The 20,235-nt window shown below is 37.1% G+C and carries 20 protein-coding genes and 1 other RNA gene; 14 read left to right on the forward strand and 7 right to left on the reverse strand.

Annotation, left to right across the window (positions count from 1 at the left end):
- Nucleotides 1-72: 72 nt before the first annotated feature.
- An RNA gene (gene ffs / locus J2S74_RS10270) (signal recognition particle sRNA large type) lies at nucleotides 73-338 on the reverse strand.
- A 178-nt stretch (nucleotides 339-516) separates the two neighbouring features.
- On the opposite strand from ffs, the gene J2S74_RS10275 reads away from it, so the two are divergent.
- The 7 genes from J2S74_RS10275 (at nucleotide 517) to J2S74_RS10305 (ending at nucleotide 7,288) form a co-directional block, all read left to right on the forward strand.
- Nucleotides 517-1,290, forward strand: coding sequence for a hypothetical protein (locus J2S74_RS10275; RefSeq protein ID WP_307325082.1), 774 nt, complete (start codon nucleotides 517-519; stop codon nucleotides 1,288-1,290).
- A gap of 140 nt (nucleotides 1,291-1,430) precedes the next feature.
- A complete protein-coding gene (locus J2S74_RS10280) occupies nucleotides 1,431-1,598 on the forward strand; it encodes a hypothetical protein (RefSeq protein ID WP_307325084.1) in 168 nt (55 codons plus the stop codon).
- 124 nt (nucleotides 1,599-1,722) lie between these two features.
- Nucleotides 1,723-3,222, forward strand: a complete 1,500-nt coding sequence (locus J2S74_RS10285; RefSeq protein ID WP_307325086.1) for a leucyl aminopeptidase — start codon at nucleotides 1,723-1,725, stop codon at nucleotides 3,220-3,222.
- 161 nt (nucleotides 3,223-3,383) lie between these two features.
- Complete coding sequence (locus J2S74_RS10290; protein ID WP_307325089.1) at nucleotides 3,384-4,466, forward strand: SDR family oxidoreductase; 1,083 nt, start codon at nucleotides 3,384-3,386, stop codon at nucleotides 4,464-4,466.
- Between the two features lie 30 nt (nucleotides 4,467-4,496).
- Complete coding sequence (locus J2S74_RS10295) at nucleotides 4,497-5,306, forward strand: alpha/beta fold hydrolase (RefSeq protein WP_307325092.1); 810 nt, start codon at nucleotides 4,497-4,499, stop codon at nucleotides 5,304-5,306.
- A gap of 192 nt (nucleotides 5,307-5,498) precedes the next feature.
- Nucleotides 5,499-6,503 (forward strand): LLM class flavin-dependent oxidoreductase, encoded by a 1,005-nt coding sequence (locus J2S74_RS10300; protein WP_307325094.1) that lies wholly within the window; start codon nucleotides 5,499-5,501, stop codon nucleotides 6,501-6,503.
- A 128-nt stretch (nucleotides 6,504-6,631) separates the two neighbouring features.
- Nucleotides 6,632-7,288 (forward strand): DsbA family oxidoreductase, encoded by a 657-nt coding sequence (locus J2S74_RS10305; protein WP_307325400.1) that lies wholly within the window; start codon nucleotides 6,632-6,634, stop codon nucleotides 7,286-7,288.
- A 211-nt stretch (nucleotides 7,289-7,499) separates the two neighbouring features.
- On the opposite strand, the gene J2S74_RS10310 is transcribed toward J2S74_RS10305, so the two are convergent.
- Entirely contained in the window at nucleotides 7,500-7,637 is a 138-nt protein-coding gene (locus J2S74_RS10310; RefSeq protein ID WP_307325096.1) for a hypothetical protein, read from the reverse strand.
- Nucleotides 7,638-7,708: 71 nt separating this feature from the next.
- On the opposite strand from J2S74_RS10310, the gene J2S74_RS10315 reads away from it, so the two are divergent.
- From J2S74_RS10315 to J2S74_RS10330, 4 genes are all read left to right on the forward strand, one after another.
- Entirely contained in the window at nucleotides 7,709-8,308 is a 600-nt protein-coding gene (locus J2S74_RS10315) for a DUF421 domain-containing protein (protein ID WP_307325098.1), read from the forward strand.
- 20 nt (nucleotides 8,309-8,328) lie between these two features.
- Entirely contained in the window at nucleotides 8,329-8,589 is a 261-nt protein-coding gene (locus tag J2S74_RS10320) for a hypothetical protein (RefSeq protein WP_307325100.1), read from the forward strand.
- Nucleotides 8,590-8,593: 4 nt separating this feature from the next.
- Complete coding sequence (locus tag J2S74_RS10325) at nucleotides 8,594-9,607, forward strand: chloride channel protein (RefSeq protein ID WP_307325103.1); 1,014 nt, start codon at nucleotides 8,594-8,596, stop codon at nucleotides 9,605-9,607.
- Between the two features lie 141 nt (nucleotides 9,608-9,748).
- Nucleotides 9,749-10,549, forward strand: coding sequence for a M15 family metallopeptidase (locus J2S74_RS10330; RefSeq protein WP_307325105.1), 801 nt, complete (start codon nucleotides 9,749-9,751; stop codon nucleotides 10,547-10,549).
- Nucleotides 10,550-10,764: 215 nt separating this feature from the next.
- Here J2S74_RS10330 and J2S74_RS10335 read toward each other — a convergent pair whose 3' ends face one another.
- Nucleotides 10,765-11,739, reverse strand: a complete 975-nt coding sequence (locus J2S74_RS10335; protein ID WP_307325107.1) for a L,D-transpeptidase family protein — start codon at nucleotides 11,737-11,739, stop codon at nucleotides 10,765-10,767.
- Nucleotides 11,740-11,987: 248 nt separating this feature from the next.
- On the opposite strand from J2S74_RS10335, the gene J2S74_RS10340 reads away from it, so the two are divergent.
- Nucleotides 11,988-13,469: a glycosyl hydrolase family 18 protein gene (locus J2S74_RS10340; RefSeq protein WP_307325109.1), complete on the forward strand. Its 1,482-nt coding sequence runs from the start codon at nucleotides 11,988-11,990 to the stop codon at nucleotides 13,467-13,469.
- Between the two features lie 67 nt (nucleotides 13,470-13,536).
- Here J2S74_RS10340 and shc read toward each other — a convergent pair whose 3' ends face one another.
- Nucleotides 13,537-15,411, reverse strand: coding sequence for a squalene--hopene cyclase (gene shc, locus J2S74_RS10345; protein WP_307325110.1), 1,875 nt, complete (start codon nucleotides 15,409-15,411; stop codon nucleotides 13,537-13,539).
- Between the two features lie 175 nt (nucleotides 15,412-15,586).
- Between shc and J2S74_RS10350 the strand changes: the two genes are divergently transcribed.
- Entirely contained in the window at nucleotides 15,587-16,660 is a 1,074-nt protein-coding gene (locus J2S74_RS10350; protein WP_307325112.1) for a M42 family metallopeptidase, read from the forward strand.
- Nucleotides 16,661-16,682: 22 nt separating this feature from the next.
- Here J2S74_RS10350 and J2S74_RS10355 read toward each other — a convergent pair whose 3' ends face one another.
- The 3 genes from J2S74_RS10355 to J2S74_RS10365 all read right to left on the reverse strand — a co-directional run bounded on the left by J2S74_RS10355 (nucleotide 16,683) and on the right by J2S74_RS10365 (nucleotide 19,641).
- Nucleotides 16,683-16,823, reverse strand: coding sequence for a hypothetical protein (locus J2S74_RS10355; RefSeq protein WP_307325113.1), 141 nt, complete (start codon nucleotides 16,821-16,823; stop codon nucleotides 16,683-16,685).
- Between the two features lie 153 nt (nucleotides 16,824-16,976).
- Nucleotides 16,977-18,134, reverse strand: a complete 1,158-nt coding sequence (gene spoIIP / locus J2S74_RS10360; protein WP_307325115.1) for a stage II sporulation protein P — start codon at nucleotides 18,132-18,134, stop codon at nucleotides 16,977-16,979.
- 292 nt (nucleotides 18,135-18,426) lie between these two features.
- Nucleotides 18,427-19,641 carry an EAL domain-containing protein gene (locus J2S74_RS10365; RefSeq protein WP_307325117.1) on the reverse strand — a complete coding sequence of 405 codons (1,215 nt, stop codon included), beginning with the start codon at nucleotides 19,639-19,641 and terminating at the stop codon, nucleotides 18,427-18,429.
- Between the two features lie 324 nt (nucleotides 19,642-19,965).
- On the opposite strand from J2S74_RS10365, the gene J2S74_RS10370 reads away from it, so the two are divergent.
- Complete coding sequence (locus tag J2S74_RS10370; RefSeq protein WP_307325120.1) at nucleotides 19,966-20,160, forward strand: alpha/beta-type small acid-soluble spore protein; 195 nt, start codon at nucleotides 19,966-19,968, stop codon at nucleotides 20,158-20,160.
- The last annotated feature ends 75 nt before the right edge of the window (nucleotides 20,161-20,235 follow it).

Here is a 20,235-nt window from a genome sequence, read left to right on the forward strand (position 1 = left end):
TGTTTATTTGTCACAGAAGTAATGAAACTAATAATGGTATTAGTTAAAACCATGAGTTAGTATATATGTAAATCGCAAACCTATTTACGATTGAGTCATCCGTACGTTTTCTTTTTCTTTGACTCAGAAAAAGTAACCTCTTACACAAGAAAAGTGACCCCCTTATGGCTGCTTCCTTCCGGATCTGACCCGTTCACAGGCATTTCTTTGCAAAAGACTTTCTCCTCAGCATCAATTCAAAAGAACGGACTACACATAACTAAACCTTCCATAGGAATTCGACCCTGCTACAGCGGATTGCAAGTTACAAGGCACCGCTACCTCCCCGTCTATTGCGATATGTTGCTATAAATATAGTTTACTATGTAGGTGTACTGCGAGTAAATACCAATTAAGTGGTTACGAAGTGAAAATTTAACAAGTTAATAGTAAACCTTATTCACCATTTTCACTGTTTCTTTCGTACCTTATGTTAGAATAAAAATAGAAACATTAGTAGGAGGGCTTAGTTTAAAAATGTTTAATAGACCGTCATTCACTGTAAAGCGAAAGGCAAAACGATATAAACGGTGGTTAGAAAAGGTTTACGTTTATCCATATCCATATGAAATAGCCGGTCGCAACTATTACTTAGTAGATTATGTGAAGTTAAATCAGCCTATAGGGTCAGGGATATTCTCTGATACAGAGGAAGTAACTCTAGATGCACAGAAAGCTCATCGGTTTCTATACCAATTTTATCGCCTGTCTGAGAAAATACGGGATGAAGGGAAAATGCGTGCAAATGTAAATTTTGATTTCTTTAAGGTACCATTAGGGAAAATGGACGAAAACCCTAATCCTAAATGGAACGAGGCATATGCTTTTATAAATGATCTGCTAAATTATCAATTGATATATAAGAAGGCATACGTTGATTTTTGGGATCACATTAAGGAACGTAATGAAAAAGGTCTTCCTTTAACAGAGGCAGAGCTTGACCTTGCCATTGATACAGCAGCGAAATTAACGACAATCCAATATCATGTAGTAAAAGAACTATCAAGAAATACCGATTTGCTAAACGAATGGAAAAAAACGATGGAAGAGGCGGATCTTTGGAAGGAATTAAAGAGTGATATGAAGGCTTTTTACACGCAACTAATGCAAAATGAGGAAGTAATGAAAGAAGAAGCGAAGAAAGTAAAGAGCGATAATTACGACCAAGCATTAAAAAAGAACCGTATTGAAATGACCAGTTATATGAAAAAAGAACAAAGATTAGATGAAGAGATATTACGTTATCCTTGAGGAACGTAAATTTTCTTAAGGAAAATGGAAATCATCTCAATAATGGATAATCACAGCAGGAAACGTCCAAGTTAAAATAGATACAAAGGCAAAACCTATAAAAGAGCCCTCTGCTCGAAAACTATTGAAAGGGTGAGGAAATGAAAAAGAGTCTATTTACAATCGGTGATAAAGTGAAAATCAAAGTGTCAGGAGAATTAGTAACCATAATGAAATCTCAGTATATCGATAATATGAAACGGTACGCCTATACAGTTAACGAGCATCCGAATACTTTCTTCTTTGAAGAAGAATTAACGAAAGAATGATAAAATATTTCATTCTTTCTTTTCGTGGAAATCATAACTTTTTAATACTAAATTGGAAAAATAGATTAGAACGGTCCCCGTGTATCCAAATATTTTGTATTAAAAAATTAGGAGGTCGAAATATATGTACTCATTCAAACAACATTCATTTATGAAAACAGAAACAGAAGCATTATTATTCGGTGTATTTATGGAAAAGGAAGCTGCCTTTCAATTGTTAGACGAGGCTTTTTCAGGCGAATTACAAGAACTTTATGATTCAAGAGATTTAACCTATGAGGCGGGGAGCGTTGTAAAATTACATACTTTTGGAAAAATAGCCTCTAAACGAATCTACTTTGTAGGATTAGGTAAACGGGAGGATGTAACAAAGGATTCTCTTCGAAAAGCATTCGGAAAAGCTTTTAAACAGCTAGCAAAGGACCATATTCAAGAAGCTTCATTAGCGGTGGACAGTCTAATTAATCTACCACTTGATGATGCAGTGGCATTTGAGGCTGTCGGGGAAGCGCATGCTTTAGCACCTTTTGTCTTAAAAACATATCATACGAATAAAAAATCAAAGCCTGACATCCAACTTACAGAATTAACCCTTGTATCAGAAGCTGCTGACCGTGAATCAAATATATTAAAAGGTATCAGCCTTGGTTTTGCCCTAGGTGAAGGGGCAAACATTGCACGACGTCTTGTTCATACACCAGGGAATTTATTAACAGCAACGGATCTAGCAGAGTTTGCTCAAGGAATCGCGGATAAGCATGGCTTCGAAATCGATATTTTAGATAAAGAGGAAATGGTTGCATTAGGAATGGGGGCACTCCTTGCTGTTAATCAAGGGTCAGACGAGCCACCGAAGCTTATTGTTATGCGTTATCAAGGAAAGGATACTTGGGATAACCCAGTTGCCCTTGTTGGGAAAGGTATTACATTCGATACGGGTGGCTATTCTCTTAAACCAAAAGACGGCATCGTCGGTATGAAAATGGATATGGGTGGTGCTGCCGCTGTTATTGGTGCCATGGATACAATCGGCACGGTAAAGCCTAAAGTGAATGTAATGGCCGTTATCCCTGCAACGGATAACATGATTAGTGGGAATGCATTTAAGCCAGACGATGTTATTGTATCCATGAGTGGGAAGACAATTGAAATTCGCAATACTGATGCGGAAGGTCGTCTCGTATTAGCGGATGCCATCACCTATGCAAAAACAAAGGGTGCATCGAAAATTATAGATGTTGCCACATTAACAGGTGGTGTTGTTGTTGCGTTAGGGAAAGATGTGACAGGTGCTATGACGAATAACCAAGAGTGGTATGAGACTGTACAAAAAGCAGCCGATGAGACAGGGGAACTAATTTGGCAGCTTCCTTATTTCGATCATTATAAGAAACAAGTACAATCAAGCGATATAGCGGATTTAAATAATAGCCCTGGTCGCCCAGCACATGCCATCATGGCTGGTGCATTTGTAGGAGATTTCGCCGACAAAACACCATGGGTACACTTAGATATTGCAGGTACAGCAATGAAAGATACTGAACATAATCTCGGACCAAAAGGCCCAACAGGAGTAATGACCCGAACATTAGCAAAAGTAATAATCAATCAAAATAATAGATAACTCAAAGGTATATCACAATAAGTGGTATACCTTTTTATATAGAGTAACTATTTACCTGTACCATTTATTCAGTATATATTGTAAGATAAAATAGGAACATCATGCTATAATGATATAGGATTTATCTTAGAGAAAACAAGGAAAATTCTGATTATTAATAGATGAAGGGATTGTTATTAGTGAATGTACTGATTACTGGTGGTACTGGCTTTGTAGGGACTTCTCTAGTAAAGAAACTAGTGGAAGATCGACATCACGTTTATGTCATAGTACGAAGCCAAAAAAAAGCAGAGAAATTACTTCAAAGTTTAGAAACAGACTTAAAGAAGTTTGTATATATAATAGAAGGCGATCTCTCATTAGAAAATTTAGGTTTAACGAAAAACAAAGTGAAAGAATTAGCTGGCACAATTGATATAGTCTATCACAGTGCAGCATTTTTATCCTTTGATGAAGCTGATAGAGAAAAACTTTTTTATATAAATGTCAATGGTACAAGAAATTTACTAGATTTATCGGAAACGTTAGGAGTACAAAAATTTATTCACGTAAGTACTGCCTATACTTTAGGGGCTAGAACAGATGGATATGAAGATTTATATCCTTTGGATAGCACACAATTCGTTAATGCATACGAAGAAAGTAAATGTCATGCAGAACATCTTGTGATGAAATATAAAGATTCATTCGATGTAATGATTATGCGTCCAGGTATTATTATCGGTGATTCCAATACGGGTGAAGCGGATACAACCTTTGGATTGTACGGAGTTTTAAGGGCTGTTGAGCTCCTAAAGAAAATAAATGCTAGATTAAACTCGAAAGATCCTTATCGATTAGTGGTTGATAAGACAAAGGTATCCCATCTTGTACCTGTGGATTATATTACACAGCTGCTAATATTAGGTATGACTCATGGTAAGAAGAATAAAATCTATAATTTAGTAAATCCGACCCCCCCTTCCAATGGGCTTGTGATGGATACAATCAAGGAAGGTTTAGAATTTAGTTCTATAGATTTGATCTCATGCGAGAAGGAACAGCCATTATCTGATTTAGAATTAAAAGTGAACCAACAATTAGTTGTTTTCAAAGAATACTTGAATCGTTCCATCATATTCCGTGATGAGAATACGAGGGAATTATTAAATTACGCAAATGAATCTGCCCTCCAAATGGATAGGGAAATGCTTTTACGCATTGTGGAAGGCTTCCGTAATCGTAGAGAATTAGTTACTAGTTAAAAACTTAGTGCTTTAGAAAGGAAGGAATAAATGTCTTTGCCTAGCTTATTGCACCATCAGATTTATCATAATAAAAAATTGGGGGAGTCTGCCCCTTGGGTTGTATTATTACATGGAATTGGTGGTAATTCGAATATTTGGTACAAGCAATTAAAGAAATTCAAAAGGCACTTTAACGTCCTTGCAATAGATTTACCTGGTCATTATCCAAATGATACATTGCAAGCATGGGAAGAGGAATACTCCTTTGAAAAATGTGCAGATATGATTGTCCAAGTATTGGACGAGTACCGAATCCATAAAGCCCATTTCATAGGTATTTCATTAGGATCCGTGCTTATTCACCAATTAGTGAAGCGTCATCAAGATAGGGTATACTCAGCGGTCTTAGGCGGTATGATCCTTCGCTTTAATTTATTGTCAAAAGTTCTTTTATTCCTAGGTCATGGATTAAAGAAATTTCTACCGTATATGTGGCTTTATAAATTGTTTGCCCATATAATGATGCCAAAAAATAATCATAAGCAAGCTCGGGAAATGTTTATTAATGAGGCAAAAAAGATGTGCCGTAATGAATTTTTAAAATGGTTTAAGCTCACTCGAGATGTACAAGCCACTTCTAAAAATATCGAAGCCTATGACGTGCCCCGCCTATATATTTCTGGAAATGAAGACCACCTTTTTATCAAGGTTCTTAAGAAGTATTTACCCAATGATAGACATGGACAGTTAGTAGAATTAAACGATTGCGGTCATGTATGTAACTTAGAAAAAAGTGATGAATTTAATTACCACGCCATCACTTTTATTGAACAATTTTCTGAAAGAAAAGGTGCCTAACTCAATAAATACGAAAGTGCTTGTATTCCAGTGCTAACTTAATGCTGGAACAGGCATTTTTTTGTCTAATGAGGCGTTTCCATCCATTTCCTTCGTTAGTAAAAAGCACTTTAGTACATCATGTTTTGTATTTTACATGATAATTGGTACCATAGTCGTGTAAAAGTTTTTTATAGGAAAGGACAATGAAAGATGTCTTCAATACAAATACCTGTTTCTGTTTTAAACCTTGTCCCCATTCGTCAAGGGCAGGGAACCAAGGAGGCCATTGATGCCATGGTAGAATTGGCACAGGCAACAGAAAAAATGGGCTTCATTCGATATTGGATCGCGGAGCATCACAATACCCCAACATTAGTTAGCTCTGCTACTCCAATATTAATAAAGCATACACTGGAAAATACGGATCACATTCGAGTGGGCTCTGGGGGAGTCATGCTCCCTAACCATTCCCCCTTAGTCGTTGCAGAGCAGTTTGGGACGATGGCAACGATCTATCCTGATCGATTGGATTTAGGGCTTGGAAGAGCGCCGGGAACAGATATGTTGACTGCTAGGGCGTTAAGAAGATCCCAAACGGATTCTTCTGTTTACACTTTCCCTGATGATGTGGAATCTTTACTTACTTATTTTGCTCCTGAAGATCGTCAAAGCAATGTAAAAGCCTACCCTGGCGTAGGCACAAATATTCCTATTTACATCCTTGGATCTTCTACAGATTCTGCTTACTTAGCTGGGAAATTAGGGCTGCCGTATGCCTTTGCATCCCACTTTGCCCCTAGGTATATGGAGGAGGCAATCTCTATTTATCGAAGGGAGTTCCAACCTTCAGAATTTTTAGATGCTCCATACATGATAGTTTGTTTAAATGTTATCGCTGCAGAAACGGATGAAGAGGCAGCTTTCGAACAGACAACGATGCATCAGTTTTTCTTGAATGTTGTACGTGGTTCTCAAATTCCTTTAAGTCCACCTGTTAAGAGTATGGAAGGTATTTGGAAACCACACGAGAAGGAAATGGCTTTATCCATGTCCAGCGTAACTATATTAGGTGCGAAGAATTCTATCCGAGAGCAGTTAAAGAGTTTTCAGGAAAAGTATCATGTGGATGAAATTATGGCCGTAACGTACATTTTTGATCCTGATAAACAAAAGCGTTCTTATGAAATATTAAAACAAGTAGTAGATGGGAAATAACTTAAAAGCAAAGAATTGGACTGTATTTATCCTTGATAGGTATACTATCGATATAATAGTTAAAGTAATTGGAGGGTTTTATCATGATAATTGAAATGTGGACAGATTTTGCTTGACCATTTTGCTATATTGGCAAGAGGCATCTGGAGGATGCTCTTAAACAAATAGAAGGACCAATAGAAGTGGTGTACCGCTGTTTCGAATTAGATCCAACGGCAGAGCGTGATATTGATTATAATATTTACGAAAAATTAGCTTCGAAGTACGGCATGAGCGTGGAACAAGCTAGAGGGAGCGTACAAAATATGGTCAAAATGGCAAAAGAAGCGGGATTAGATTTTCAGATGGATACGCTCGTATTAACGAATACCTTTGATGCCCATCGATTGACCATGTTTGCTAAAAGAAAGGGTCTTATGCAAGAAATGACCGAGCGAATTTTGAAGGCACACTTTACAGAATCCATGCATATTGGTGATCATACAACTCTAGTTAATTTAGCTGCTGAAGTTGGTTTGAACCGTGAAGAAGTGTCAGAAATGCTTAAAAGTACTAATATGAGTGAAGAGGTCCAAAAAGACAAAGAGGCAGCTTCCAAAATAGGGGTCAATAGCGTACCCTTCTTCCTAGTTAATCGTAAATATGCCATTACTGGAGCGCAGCCAACCAATGTCTTTGTAGAGGCCTTGCAAAAAATCAAGGCTGAGGATGTATCTTTGGGGAGTAGTAAGGAACAAGAGGGGGTTCGTATCGACTCCAAAAAAGGAAATAAAAGGTTGATCTAAATAGTAAAAACTGTGGGAGTACGCCTGTGTCCCACAGTTTTTCTTATTATTGATTACGATTATTGATGTCTCGACCTTCGGCACCTACAGAAATATCCGTATTACTTGCTGCATTTTTATCATTATATCTTTTTGGAGTATTTGCCCCAATTAAATGCTTTGCTTTATGTTTTTCTTGGGCATTGGGGCTTCTAGGACTGCCCCCTATTTCTTAAATCCATTCAGCTGGAACTGGATTATTTTCTGCTAATGAGTAAGCTGCATTGATGGGCTTGTTCCAGCGTTTTACCCTTTTCCTCAAACTTTTTATCGGATTATCTATTGCACCATTTATATAGGATGTTAACAACGAATGTAGCCCTCACATATTTAAAATAATTAATGCAAAAGATATGGAGGTAAAGGTAAGGAGGGATAGACTTGGATCTTCATTTTATTTGGAAAGGGATTGTAATTGTCTTTGGTGGAGTGCTTATTTTACGGCTTGCCGGAAGGAAATCCATCTCTCAAATGACAGTTGCCCAGACTGTCATGATGATTGCTGTCGGGTCATTAATAATCCAGCCAGTGGGTGACAGAAACATTTGGATTACGATGATCATTACATTGATACTTGTTATGACACTTCTCCTTATTGAATTTATTGCCATTAAAAATGATGCTCTTGAAAGTTTTTTTTATAGTAAACCAATTATTGTAATAGAGAATGGACAAATCCATGAAGAAAACTTAAAAAGGCTGCGGTTAACAGTGGATATGCTGGAGGTGCGGATGAGGCAGCAAAGCATACAAAAAATTAGTGATGTTCAATGGGCTACTATTGAACCAAACGGTCAATTAGGTTTTCTCCTAAAACCAGAAAAACAACCAGCTACGAAAGAAGATATTCAAATGCTCCTTTCCATTTTAAAAGGAAGTAGGACAAATCAATCATTAATAAATTCAAGTGAATCTCGAAACTTATTTACAGAAGTTGTACATAAAAAACATGAAAAGCAACCTCCGGAACACTTAAATTGAGCAGCAAGGATGTATGATAAATGTATAAATCATTGATAATAACCCTTTTCAAATGGATCGTTTTTGGAGGGATGATTGGTATTATCGTTGGATCGACTACGGCTTTTCTCTTAAACACGAACGATTTACTGGGGGAGGTCCGTGAGCGTAATTCATGGCTTATTCTATGTCTTCCTTTGGGCGGTATCGTTCTAGGTTATTTATATATGAACTTAGGAATTCGTGCTGGTACGGAATTATACAAAGGTAATAACCTAGTTATTGGGAGTTCATGGCAATAATAAGATGCTGAAAAGATTGGGGCCTTTAGTCTATTTAGGTACATTTATTACAGTCATATTTGGTGGGTCTACAGGAAGAGAAGGGGCAGCTATTCAGATGGGTGGAAGCGTTGCTGAGGCTGTCAATCAATTCTTTAAAGTAAAGTTGATTGACACGAAGCTATTACTCATGAGTGGTATAAGTGCCGGATTTGGGGCAGCCTTTGGAGCTCCCATTACTGGTGCTATTTTTGGGATGGAAATGATTTCTTTAGGAAAGTTGAAATATGAAGCACTTGTTCCTTGTACAGTGGCCAGCTTTGTTGGTCACTTTATTGCTGAAAAAACGTGGGGGGTGGAGCATGAAAAACTGATTATCCAAACAGTGCCGGAGCTCTCTGTTCTCTCCCTTGTAAAAGTGATTTTATTAGCAGGCATCTTTAGTCTAATAAGTGTTTTCTATTGCCAATTAAGACATGGAATCCAAAAAATTTCCGAGAAATATACAAAGAAAAATCATATGATGAGAGCCTTTCTTGGGGGAATAATTATTGTTGCTTTAACTTTTCTAGTGGGAACTTATGATTATAATGGCCGTGGGTTAGACATGCTTCAAGAGTCATTCATACACGAAGTACCCCCTTTTGCATTTCTAGCTAAACTGGTTTTTACGGCAGTAACCTTAGGAATGGGCTTTGTTGGCGGTGAGGCGATTCCTTTATTTTTTGTAGGGGCAACATTGGGGAATACTCTATATCAATTTGTTGATTTTCCCATGTCATTTCTCGCTGCCTATGGTATGATTGCAACGTTTTGCGGCGGTGCCAATACACCTATTGCAGCCTTTCTTTTGGCGATGGAAATGTTTGATGGGAAAGGGGTAGAATACTTTTTCGTGGCCTGCTTTACTAGCTATATTATTTCAGGTCATGATGGGTTATGGCCCTCCCAAAAAATCTATGCACCAAAAAGTCGTTTATTTAATGTCACTGACGGTGAAACAATTAAAAACGTGGAACAAAAGGAGAAATCAACATAGAGAACTAGGTGCTACTATTGTAGTACCTATTTTTTCAATTTATGGACAAACTTTTTATTGGTAATGACATAGTAATTAAGGTTAAAATCAAAAGTGCAGTATAAAAAATTTGAAACCTATAACGTGAGGTAAGGGACAACTATGAAATACTTGTATTTATCCATCGGCTTATTCATTCTTATATTATTTTTATTTTCACCTGCAATTACTTCGTTACCTATTATGAAAAACTTTTTTGAAGAAGAAGTATCAGTGACTAATGTAAATGAACAGAAAATAAATAGTGATTTGATAGGTAGGGTTAGTACTTTACAGGAAAAAAATCCAATCATCCGTGAGATAGCCCGGGAGTTTCAGGTCTATATGGTAGAAAATTTAGATGATATCTTAATACTAGTAAATAAAGAAAGGGCATTACCAGAGGATTATGTACCTTCCGATTTAGTAGAACCGGACGTTCTCTTTTCATTTGACGAACCGTTACCACAACGACTCCTGCGTCAGGAAGCAGCAGAAGCACTAGAAGAATTATTTGAGGCTGCTGCAAAGGAAAACATTCACCTCTTTGCTGTGTCTGGCTTTCGTTCTTTTGAGCGCCAACAAGCCATTTTTGCTTTCAATTGGGAAACACATGGAGAGGAAAGGGCTAATCAGTATAGTGCTCGAGCAGGTCATAGTGAGCATCAAACGGGACTAGCTATGGATATTACAAGTCAAAGTGTCAATTTTCAAATAAGTACATCATTTGGGGAGACGGAAGAAGGAATATGGGTCAAGGAAAATGCTGCAAAGTTTGGTTTTATCATTCGTTATCCAGAAGGGAAAGAAGAAATTACGGGATACCACTATGAACCATGGCATCTTCGGTATGTTGGGATAGATGCTGCAATGGAAATTGAAGAATTAGGAATAACCTTAGACGAATATATATTAGGGTATTGACCGGTATAAATACTATTTTCATTGCTTTTCTTCTTTAAATATAGGGCTTCAAACTGTAAAGCGAGGCTGGGACATAACTAAAGTGTTTAATCGGAAATACGAACAATACACTACCTTAGGGAAGTATATTTCCGAAGCGGGTAGATTGAACCTACATCTAGTTTGTTCGGATTTCTTATTAGTAAAAATACTTTTGTTCCAGCCTCGTTTTTAATCTACCATTTCGCAGGTCTAGAAAATCCGTTAAAAGCATCAAAGTCTCCCCTATAAAAGCCTAATCTTCTTAGATTGTCATGAATCTCTTTTATTTTTTCCGGTGACATTTGGTTTTTGCTTTCTGATGGAAGTGAAGTGGTTAGTGTCGTTTGTTTTTCTTTAGATGCTTTATTTTCTTGGTCTACTTTTGCTGGAGGAGTTGAAGGCTTTTTAGGTGGATTTTTTAGGATGTTTATTGTTTTAGGTCCAACGATTCCGTCGATGGTAAGACCATAATCTTTCTGGAATGCTCGGACGGCTTTATCGGTCTCTTTATCAAATTTCTTTGTAATTTCTCCAATATGATAGCCTAAGTCTTTCAGTACTTGTTTTAGCTCTTTTACTTTATCACTGTTACTCCCTAATCTTAGAACAGAATCCTTTATTACTGGTGTCGATTCCTTTACGGATTCTCCTTCCCCTACATTATAACCATTAGCCTTTGCAATACTGTCAAAGGATTTTGTTGATGAAACGATAATTACAGGTGTATTTTCCTTTACTTGATCAAAAAGCCATTTCACATCGTCGTTATGCATGCGAATACAGCCTGCACTGGCATATGTTCCAATGGAACTAGGGTTATTATTCCCATGGATAGCATAAGTAGTTCCCCAAGTTCCCCTTGCGTCAAGACCGAGCCAGCGATTACCTAATGGGTTGGCAGGGTCTCCACCCGGTATATTTTCCTTATAATAAGGTCGATTAACGATCTTATTAACAATAATGAAATTACCCTCTGGTGTTAATTCTGGACTTTTACCCGTTGCTACAGGAAAAACCCGATAAAGCTTTTCATTTTCATAGAATGCTAGTTCGTTCGTTGTTTTGTTTATGATGATGAATTGTCCATCTGCAGCCATTGTGGAAAGAGGAACTAAAAATGTGAACAAGAAACAAACAACCAATGAAAAAAGTAAAATCCTTTTTATCATAACCTTGACAACCTCCCCTTATCTCTATGTCTTTCATCATATAAGACACCAGATTTCCAGAAAAAGTTTCTTCTTTTATTTAAAAAGGGCAACCTTGGCATGGTCTTATTTTGAAGGAGGAATTGCAACAAACACAAACCGATATTCTACCAAAATTTACTTGTTACAATTTAATTACAAAAATACTATTATGATATAGTACTAGATTTGTTCAACCGAAAAATAAATAAAAAGGGGAATGCCAAAGTATGAAACTTACGAGAAAGACGTTATCACTATTTATTGCAATTATCTTGGTTTTCTCTTTATTTCCTATACAAAATGTTGCAGAAGCAAATAATCCAAATCAAAGAAATGCTATTGCTCAGGCTACTGAAGCAGTTGAAAATGCAGAGCAGCAACGAACTTGGGAAACTGTTAATATAGCTCAAAATGAGATTGATAGTCTTGGAAATGGAAGACCGATAAGAGATGATAAACAAAGGTTGCAAGACCGTTTGGAAATTGTAAAAATAGAGCTTAATCAAAGGGAGTCGGAAAAAGAACCAATTGAAGAAGATCCTATTGAAGAGGACCCCGTAATAAAGGATCCAAATGAAGATGTATACCATATCGTTGTTTCAGGGGATACACTATGGCTCATATCCATTCAATATGGAGTAACTGTTAATGAAATTAAAGAATTAAATAACTTACAATCCGACGTGATTTTTGTTGGCCAAAAATTACTTATCTCAAAAGGGGATAAGGAGTCTGATCAAGACAAAGAATCAAAAGAATTAATAGTGTTGGGGTATTATACAAAGTATTGGAATAATGATCTAGGTTCTTATCATTCCCTAACTGCTAATCATCAATACCTAAATGCTATTGCAACAGCAAGTGTTGATATTAATTTCGATGGAAGTATTACTGGATTTATTCCACATGAAGGAATTGATTTTGCTAATCGTAATGATGTATTCATCTATGCAACATTCCAAAATCATTTCAATCCAGATCTAACAAGAGCGATTTTTACAAATCCGTCACTACAGGAAACGGTAATCAATAATATGATTACTTTCGTAAAAGAGCATGGGTACAAGGGAGCTAACTTAAACTTTGAGAATATGTATGCTTCCGACCGTGAACGATTTAATGTTTTTGTGGAAAAAATGACAGAGGCCTTTCATAAAGAAGGGTTTCCTGTGATGGTTTCTGTTCCTGCCAAAACGTGTGACTGCCCAACGTGGGCATGGAGTGGGACGTTTGACTTTGCATTTTTAGGTAACAGTAAAGTGGATTACATCCAAATCATGTCCTATGACCAACATGGTTCATGGAGCCAGCCTGGTTCCATTGCTGGATACGATTGGATGAAGACTGTATTTAATTATGCAACGACACACATTCCTGCAGAGAAAATCCTAATGGGTCTACCAGCATACGGATACAGCTGGAATACATCAACGAATTCCGGTCATCAAGCACTTACGTTAAAACAAATTGATTCTATCATTGCAACGCACAACCCTGAGATCAAATGGGATGAGCATGAAAAAACTCCATATTTCCATTATGTAGATGGAGCGGGGCATAATCGTACAGTTTACTTTGAAAATGTAGATAGCCTTGCTTTGAAAACAAGCTTAGTACACGATTACAACCTTGCAGGTGTGTCCATGTGGCGCATGGGCCAAGAAAACGACAGTTTTTGGCCCGCTGTAAAAAAGGGACTAGAGAAATAGGGAGTTTCATAATCGAGGGTGAGTCAAAAGGTTTAAAAACAATCTTTTGACTCACCCTCTCTCTTTTTTAAGACATAAATTTTTTTCTGTATTTAGCAAGGGTCAAAAGGGTCCACATGTCATTGAAGCTATGATAATAGAAATAAATACTCCTAGGGAGACCGCCACCCATGGGGTAGTGTAATCGCGAATCGTCTTCTTCAAATGATTGTAACAAAAAACGCATGCCCCGTTTTATTTCTGGAGTTGGTTTATCATGTACTTCAACGAGCATTTCCAACGCCCAAGCTGTTTGAATGGGAGTACTGTATGGTAAGGGAATAAACTTTTTATGAATATCTGAACTGCAGGACTCCCCCCAGCCCCCATCGTTATTCTGCTTCCTTTCTAACCATTTCACAGCTCGATGGATCATCGGGTTATTATTTTTTACCCCGACGGAAAGTAATCCAATAACGGCTGCACTTGTTCCGTGGATGTAGGTAATCCCCCAGCGGCCAAACCAGGAACCATTCGTTTGCTGCTTCTTCTTTAGCCATTGGACAGCTTTATACACACGTTTGTCGTTTTGGTTTAAATTCAGGTCTTTTCCTAAAAACTGTAGAACTCTCCCCGTTATGTCAGGAGTGGAAGCATCCAGAATGATGCTTTCTGCTGCTTCGACTGGGATATACTTCAATATTTCTTTATCCGTATTTCTTTCAAAGGCAGGCCAACCTCCATCGGAATTTTGTAATGCGAAGACCCAATCGACACCACGCTTCCATGAATGTTGGTATAAATGACTTAGTAACGACTTTTGTTTGATGCATTGTAAAGCAGCTACCGTACAATCAACATCAGGATATTTAGTATTTATATCTGAAAACCCCCAGCCACCTGGAGACGTTCTTGGACTTTTCTTAGCCCAATCCCCTAATTTGGAATGCTGTTTGGAAAGCAAATATTCATTTGTTTTTTTTATAATAGAATGAGTAGTGGGAACTCCCGCTTCCTGCAATGCATGCCCAATCAATGCTGTATCCCAAACGGTGGAAGTGGTTAATTGTATATGCTGTCCAACCTCCAAATTGGCAATAAATGATTTTAACCCGTTCAAAGCATTTACTATAGTAGCAGAGTGTTTAGAGTAGCCGAGAGACAAAAGTGCATAAACCATTAACATGGTTGCGGTTGCATAGCCATATATCGTGCCATCACTTTCTATTCTATCTAGCATAAATTTCTCCCCGCGCTTAACTGCTTGCTCATTTAAGTATTTCGGAAGGAAAGGAATGATAAATGAACCCTTTTTTAATAATTTATAAAAAAAATGAAAGGACGAGTGAGCATGGCTTATTTTTGCTCCTGAAAAGAGTTCCTTCAGCTCTGGTGTATTTTTATTTTCTAGTACGAAGTTTCGATCTGAAGCAATCATTATTGGTACGAAATGTACTCTTGCATGTCCCGAGAAGTCAAATAAATGAATAGGAAACCAACGGGGGAGGTGGATAAATTCAGGAGGTATCATCAAGGTTTTAGACCAAGGCAGTTGTCCAGTTAACGCCAGGAAAACTTGGGTAAGGAGCATTGTTACATTTTCCATACCGCCCCTAGATATAATAAACTCCTTTGCCCTTTTCATATGGGGTTCGTCTTTTTGGCTATAGCCTGCGTAGAGCAAAGCATAGTAAGCCTCAATCGTTGCTTCTAAATTGCCTTTTTCATCGGGATAAACGTTCCAAGAACCATTAGAAGCTTGCATACTTAAAAGTCTTTTACATAGCTGGTCTATTAGCTTTGGTTTATCTATTTCTAACGATTTTAAGAAAATGACCATATAGGAATCAATGGAAGGACCCACTTCTAAGTAGTAACGCCATGCTCCATCCTCTTCTTGCTTTGTTGTAAACATATGAATAAGCTGGTTAATTTTCAACTCCACTTTTCTATTGATATCCATATTAAATCCCCTTTTTCAAACACCGTAAATTCTGTAGTAAAACGTATTACAGTTTATGAAGTTATTGTAAAATTGGCAATAATAATCATGTAAGGAGGGAGTTGGAGATATTTCGTTTTTCTAAATAAAACGGTATAATGGAGCACATATAACATTTTAAAAGGGGTAATGAAAGATGAAAGTACTTTTGGAACAGTTAACTACCTTACATGGACCTTGTGGCTACGAACAACCAGTTAGCAAATGGGTGAGAGATACAGTGAAACCCCTTGTAGATGAGGTTACTGTAGATTCACTAGGGAATGTTATTGCAACGAAAACAGGAAGGGCATCTGGTCCAATTATGGTTATGACTGCCCATATGGATGAAATAGGTTTTATTGTGAAAAAAATCGAAAACAACGGCCTTATCCGCTTTGAAAAGCTAGGGGGAAATGATGATCGCTTTCTTCTTACTCAAAAAGTACAAATCCGCACAAAAACAGGGCTACTTACGGGAGTAATTGGAAGCATTTCTGCTCATTATGCTAAATTTGATGATGCCAGTCGAGTGCGAAATCATCGTCAATTATATATTGATGTGGGGGCTAAAAGTAAAGAGGATGCTATCGCATTAGGGGTACAAGTAGGTAACCCAATTACTTGGTATCCAAGCATGGATTATCTCGGCAATGAAAGCACCGGCAGATTTGTTGGAAAAGGTTTTGATGACAGAGCAGGATGTGCTGTACTTATTCAAGTTTTGCAAGAGCTAGACGAGTCTGGCTTTGCAGGCACATTGACGGCTATTTTTACAGTCCAAGAGGAAGTTGGCTTAAGGGGAGCACAGGTGGCTGCAAGGCAAGTAAAGGCAGATGTGGCAATTGCAATTGATACAACAGCAGTGAGCGATACACCAGAAGAAACGATGGATGACACCCTTTCGATTGGGGCCGGTACAGGAATAAAGGTTCTAGATTTTAGTTTAATTTCCCATCCTTCAGTAAAGGAAAAACTTATTCAATTAGCAAATGATAAGGAAATTCCATTCCAAATGGAAGTATTCCCTGGTATTGGGACCGATGGGGGAGCCATGAGCTTAGCTAATCATGGAATTCCAACAGGTGTCCTTTCCATTCCTTCAAGATATGCCCATTCACCGGTTGAAGTGATTGATATGAAGGATTTGGTTGCTACTAAAGATTTGTTAAAAGCATTTATCTTATCTTTAAACAGTAATTCACAGTTTTCATTTATTGATGGGGAATAAATGGTAGTTAGTACACAGTTTACTATACTAAGTAAACAACAGCACCGAAACAGTGAAAGGAAGATGAAAGAGAATAATTTCTATGGTAATTGACATACCATTTTACATACTTATCTAATAAGAATCCTGTATTGTCAATGTAAAAGAAAAGTTTATTTGCCATTAGAAAGGCCTTATCCAATGCATTCACATCCTTTTTTAGGTAGTGTGTACTAAAAAATGGATATTATGCATTGTATTTCTAACAACCTCTTCTAGTAAAAAAAAGGGAGTCAAAAGGAATGGTTTTTACCTTTTGACTCCGCTCAAGGCTTCTTTAATTTAACTGTTCACTTTTCCTTAATTCAAGGTAATAGTTTGCGAATATTTCGGCAACAATTTCAGCGGTTTTAAAGGATTCTTCTAACGTGTTATCTACTCCACCTATTTCTAATAGGAAGGAGAATTCTGAAATATCTTGGTTATAAATCCCGTTTCTTCCACTTGTTCTTTCATATCCAAATACACCTCTACTTAAGCCAGGAAAACTTTCTTCCATCATATAATGTAACTTTGTTGCGTGCATCTGGTTTCTTTCGAAATTATCATGACTTTCCCCAATTACGAAGAAAGGTCTAGCTAATTCCCGCCCATTAATTTCTACTGTACTATTTTCTCTTCGTGCGGCATCCCGGTGTAAATCGAATATAAAATCAAATTCTGTCTCATCTAAATACTCCTTCACATATTCCCTTGATAAATCATAGGATTGATGTACTTCCATGTCACGCTGATGAAGTTCAGCCACCATATCTCTCGTATCTACGACTACATTAAACCCTCTTTTTTCTAACTCTTCACCCAAACGTTCTCCTACTAATGTAATATTAACTTCATTATGGGATGCTAGGTTAGGATTATCATTAGGAACATTTAGGTGAGGGAGGAATGATTCCCAACTATGAGTATGGTGTATCAAGATGTTTACTTCTTCCTCTCCGATGCTTGTTATTTCATTCTGGTTATCATATACATAATTAACGTAGTCTCCATTATCTTCCATTTCATTAGAAGCAGCTTCCCTTTCTTCTAATAGAACTTGAAGAGGAGGAGAAGATTCGAATGGGAGATTTGCGAAGTTGGCCCCTTCACCAGCAACAATAATTCGTCCATCGAATGCTGCCAAACCAGGCAGTTCTCTTCCGAGCAATGTTCTTAAATCGCTAGTATCTATATTTGTAGCCACCGTAAATGCCCAATTCAAAAGGGAAGGCTCCTTAAACGTTTCTGGTAGAGCTTGCTCGGAATAACTGTTTTCGAATGAGAATAAGTAAAATAGCTCTTCACCAGATATATTGGTTACAGCTTGCTGAACAGTAGTAGAAGAAATATTAAACGAAACTAGTATACTAATTAAAAAAAATAGTAATAGAACACCTGATATAGTTTTTATAAACAAATCTTTCATTGAAGCTACCGCAGAACCTTGTTTCATCTAATCATCCTTCTCTATTAAATACTATATAAGACTACTATGAAAAAGATGAAATTAATAGAACAGAATCTATTTAGAAATAATAAAACTAGGTTCTAGTGAATATAATTTTCGTAAAATTTTGTTGTTATTTGAAAAGCTTGTATGAACGGAAGGCGGCGACTCCAGCGACGAGCATCACTTCTTGAATTTACTACGAGTTGTCTCGACGCAAGTTACTACAGAGCAAGGCTGGTAGAGGAAGAGACAGGACCCTGTGCGGGCTGTCTCTTCTTCAATTGATCATTTAATGCTATAGTAATCCATCCTGCTCGAACAGATAGGAATATGGTATATCGATAAACAAAAACAATCCATTATCTAATGGAAAGGAATAGGTGCGAATCATTTCATCCTTTTCGATATCTGTATATAGATCGGAAAGTATACCTTTTTTCTCTAAATCCATCCTTACAATGTTTTCGATAAAATAAGGGCGCCAGCTCCAGTTTTTTTGACGGCTTTCCCTTTCTAATTCCCACGTACCATCTACCGTTTTTACAGCATTGGAGGATTGTTGAAAGCCATCATGGTCACAGATGTAGACACGAAAGGAAAACGACGAAAGTCCCTTTGCGATCGTTAATACAACATCATCATAGTTACTAAAGGATTTTATTGTTTTTAATGTAACTTTTAATGTTTGGCTAAGCTTTTCTGATAAGGAAAGCTGGGCGGCTATTTTTTTACGTTCATGTTCAATAAAGCGGTGAAATTCTTTTTTCATCGTTTCCTTACTAAAATCAGCTGCTACAAAAGAGCCTTTAGGTCTACCTAGGTAAAAGCCTTGATAATATCTTGCACCATTTCGCCAAGCAAAGTTAAGTTTCGGATAGCTGTCAATTCCCTCAAAAAGAAGGGTTGCACCAAGTTTTCGTGTTAATAAAGATAAGGAGTGAAGAACATCTCTATAAAGCTCAGGAAAGGTATCCCCCTCAATGAAACCTACATTGACCTTAACTATATTTGGGTTAAGGTGGGCCAAACGTTCAAGGTTGCTGGACGAAATACCAACATCACCAACAGCAATATTGATACCGGTACTTTGAACATAGGTGATAAAGTGTTTTACTTCTGAATAATTTGCAGCATAATCCTTTTCTTTTATTTCTAATACAATCCGATCTAAGGAAAGACCTTTGTTTTGATACGAGATTAATTTTTCCAATAATTGATCCCCATTATCCCCTAATAACGAGTGAATGTTAACGTTTAGAAATAAATATAGTTCAGGTTCTTCAAGAAAATGCTCTAAGGCAAGGGTCTGTACATGGTCATCAATTTCATCCCGATATTCTTCAGGAATGGTATCGTCATTAAAGAAAGCACCAAGACTTTGTGGACCATTATCCGTATTCATTCTTGCAAATACTTCATATCCTACAACAATTTGTTTATCGGCACTTATAATAGGTTGGTAATAGGGAACAATTTGGTCTTTATTTAAAAGGATATCTAATGGATCCATTTAAGTTCACCTCTAACTTTCTTGAGGAAGATTGTTATATTATACCATAGGATTTAAAGAAGGTAATTCTACAGACTTTTATTAAGGCTGTTTCCTAATATTGGTGTTTGGAGCAATTTTTTTGCTAAGATAAGCAACAGGCGGACGCTGTCCACTTCTCCAAGCTTTTCAAAAAGAAAAAGTTTACAAAAACAGCTTAATATAAAATCTGAATTTACTTCTAAGAATATGGAAATCTTTAACGTAGAAAAATGCTGGTTAAAATACATATTATTTTCTCTCTCCCACACAATAGTATTGAACAATTGAAAGGAGGAATTCAAGGTGCCAAACAATAATCAACTTTTAGTACCTGGAGTAGAACAAGCTCTAGATCAAATGAAGTATGAGATTGCACAAGAATTCGGAGTTCAATTGGGGGCAGAAGCAACATCACGTGCTAATGGATCTGTAGGAGGAGAAATCACAAAGCGTTTAGTTCAAATGGCTGAGCAGCATTTTAGCGGAACTCACCAGTAATTAAACGTAATTCACACCTCCAGTAAATGAATAAACATGGCTAGAGCATGGGAAACCCCATGCTCTTTTATTTAA

Source organism: Evansella vedderi (assembly GCF_030813435.1).
Lineage (GTDB): Bacteria > Bacillota > Bacilli > Bacillales > Salisediminibacteriaceae > Evansella > Evansella vedderi.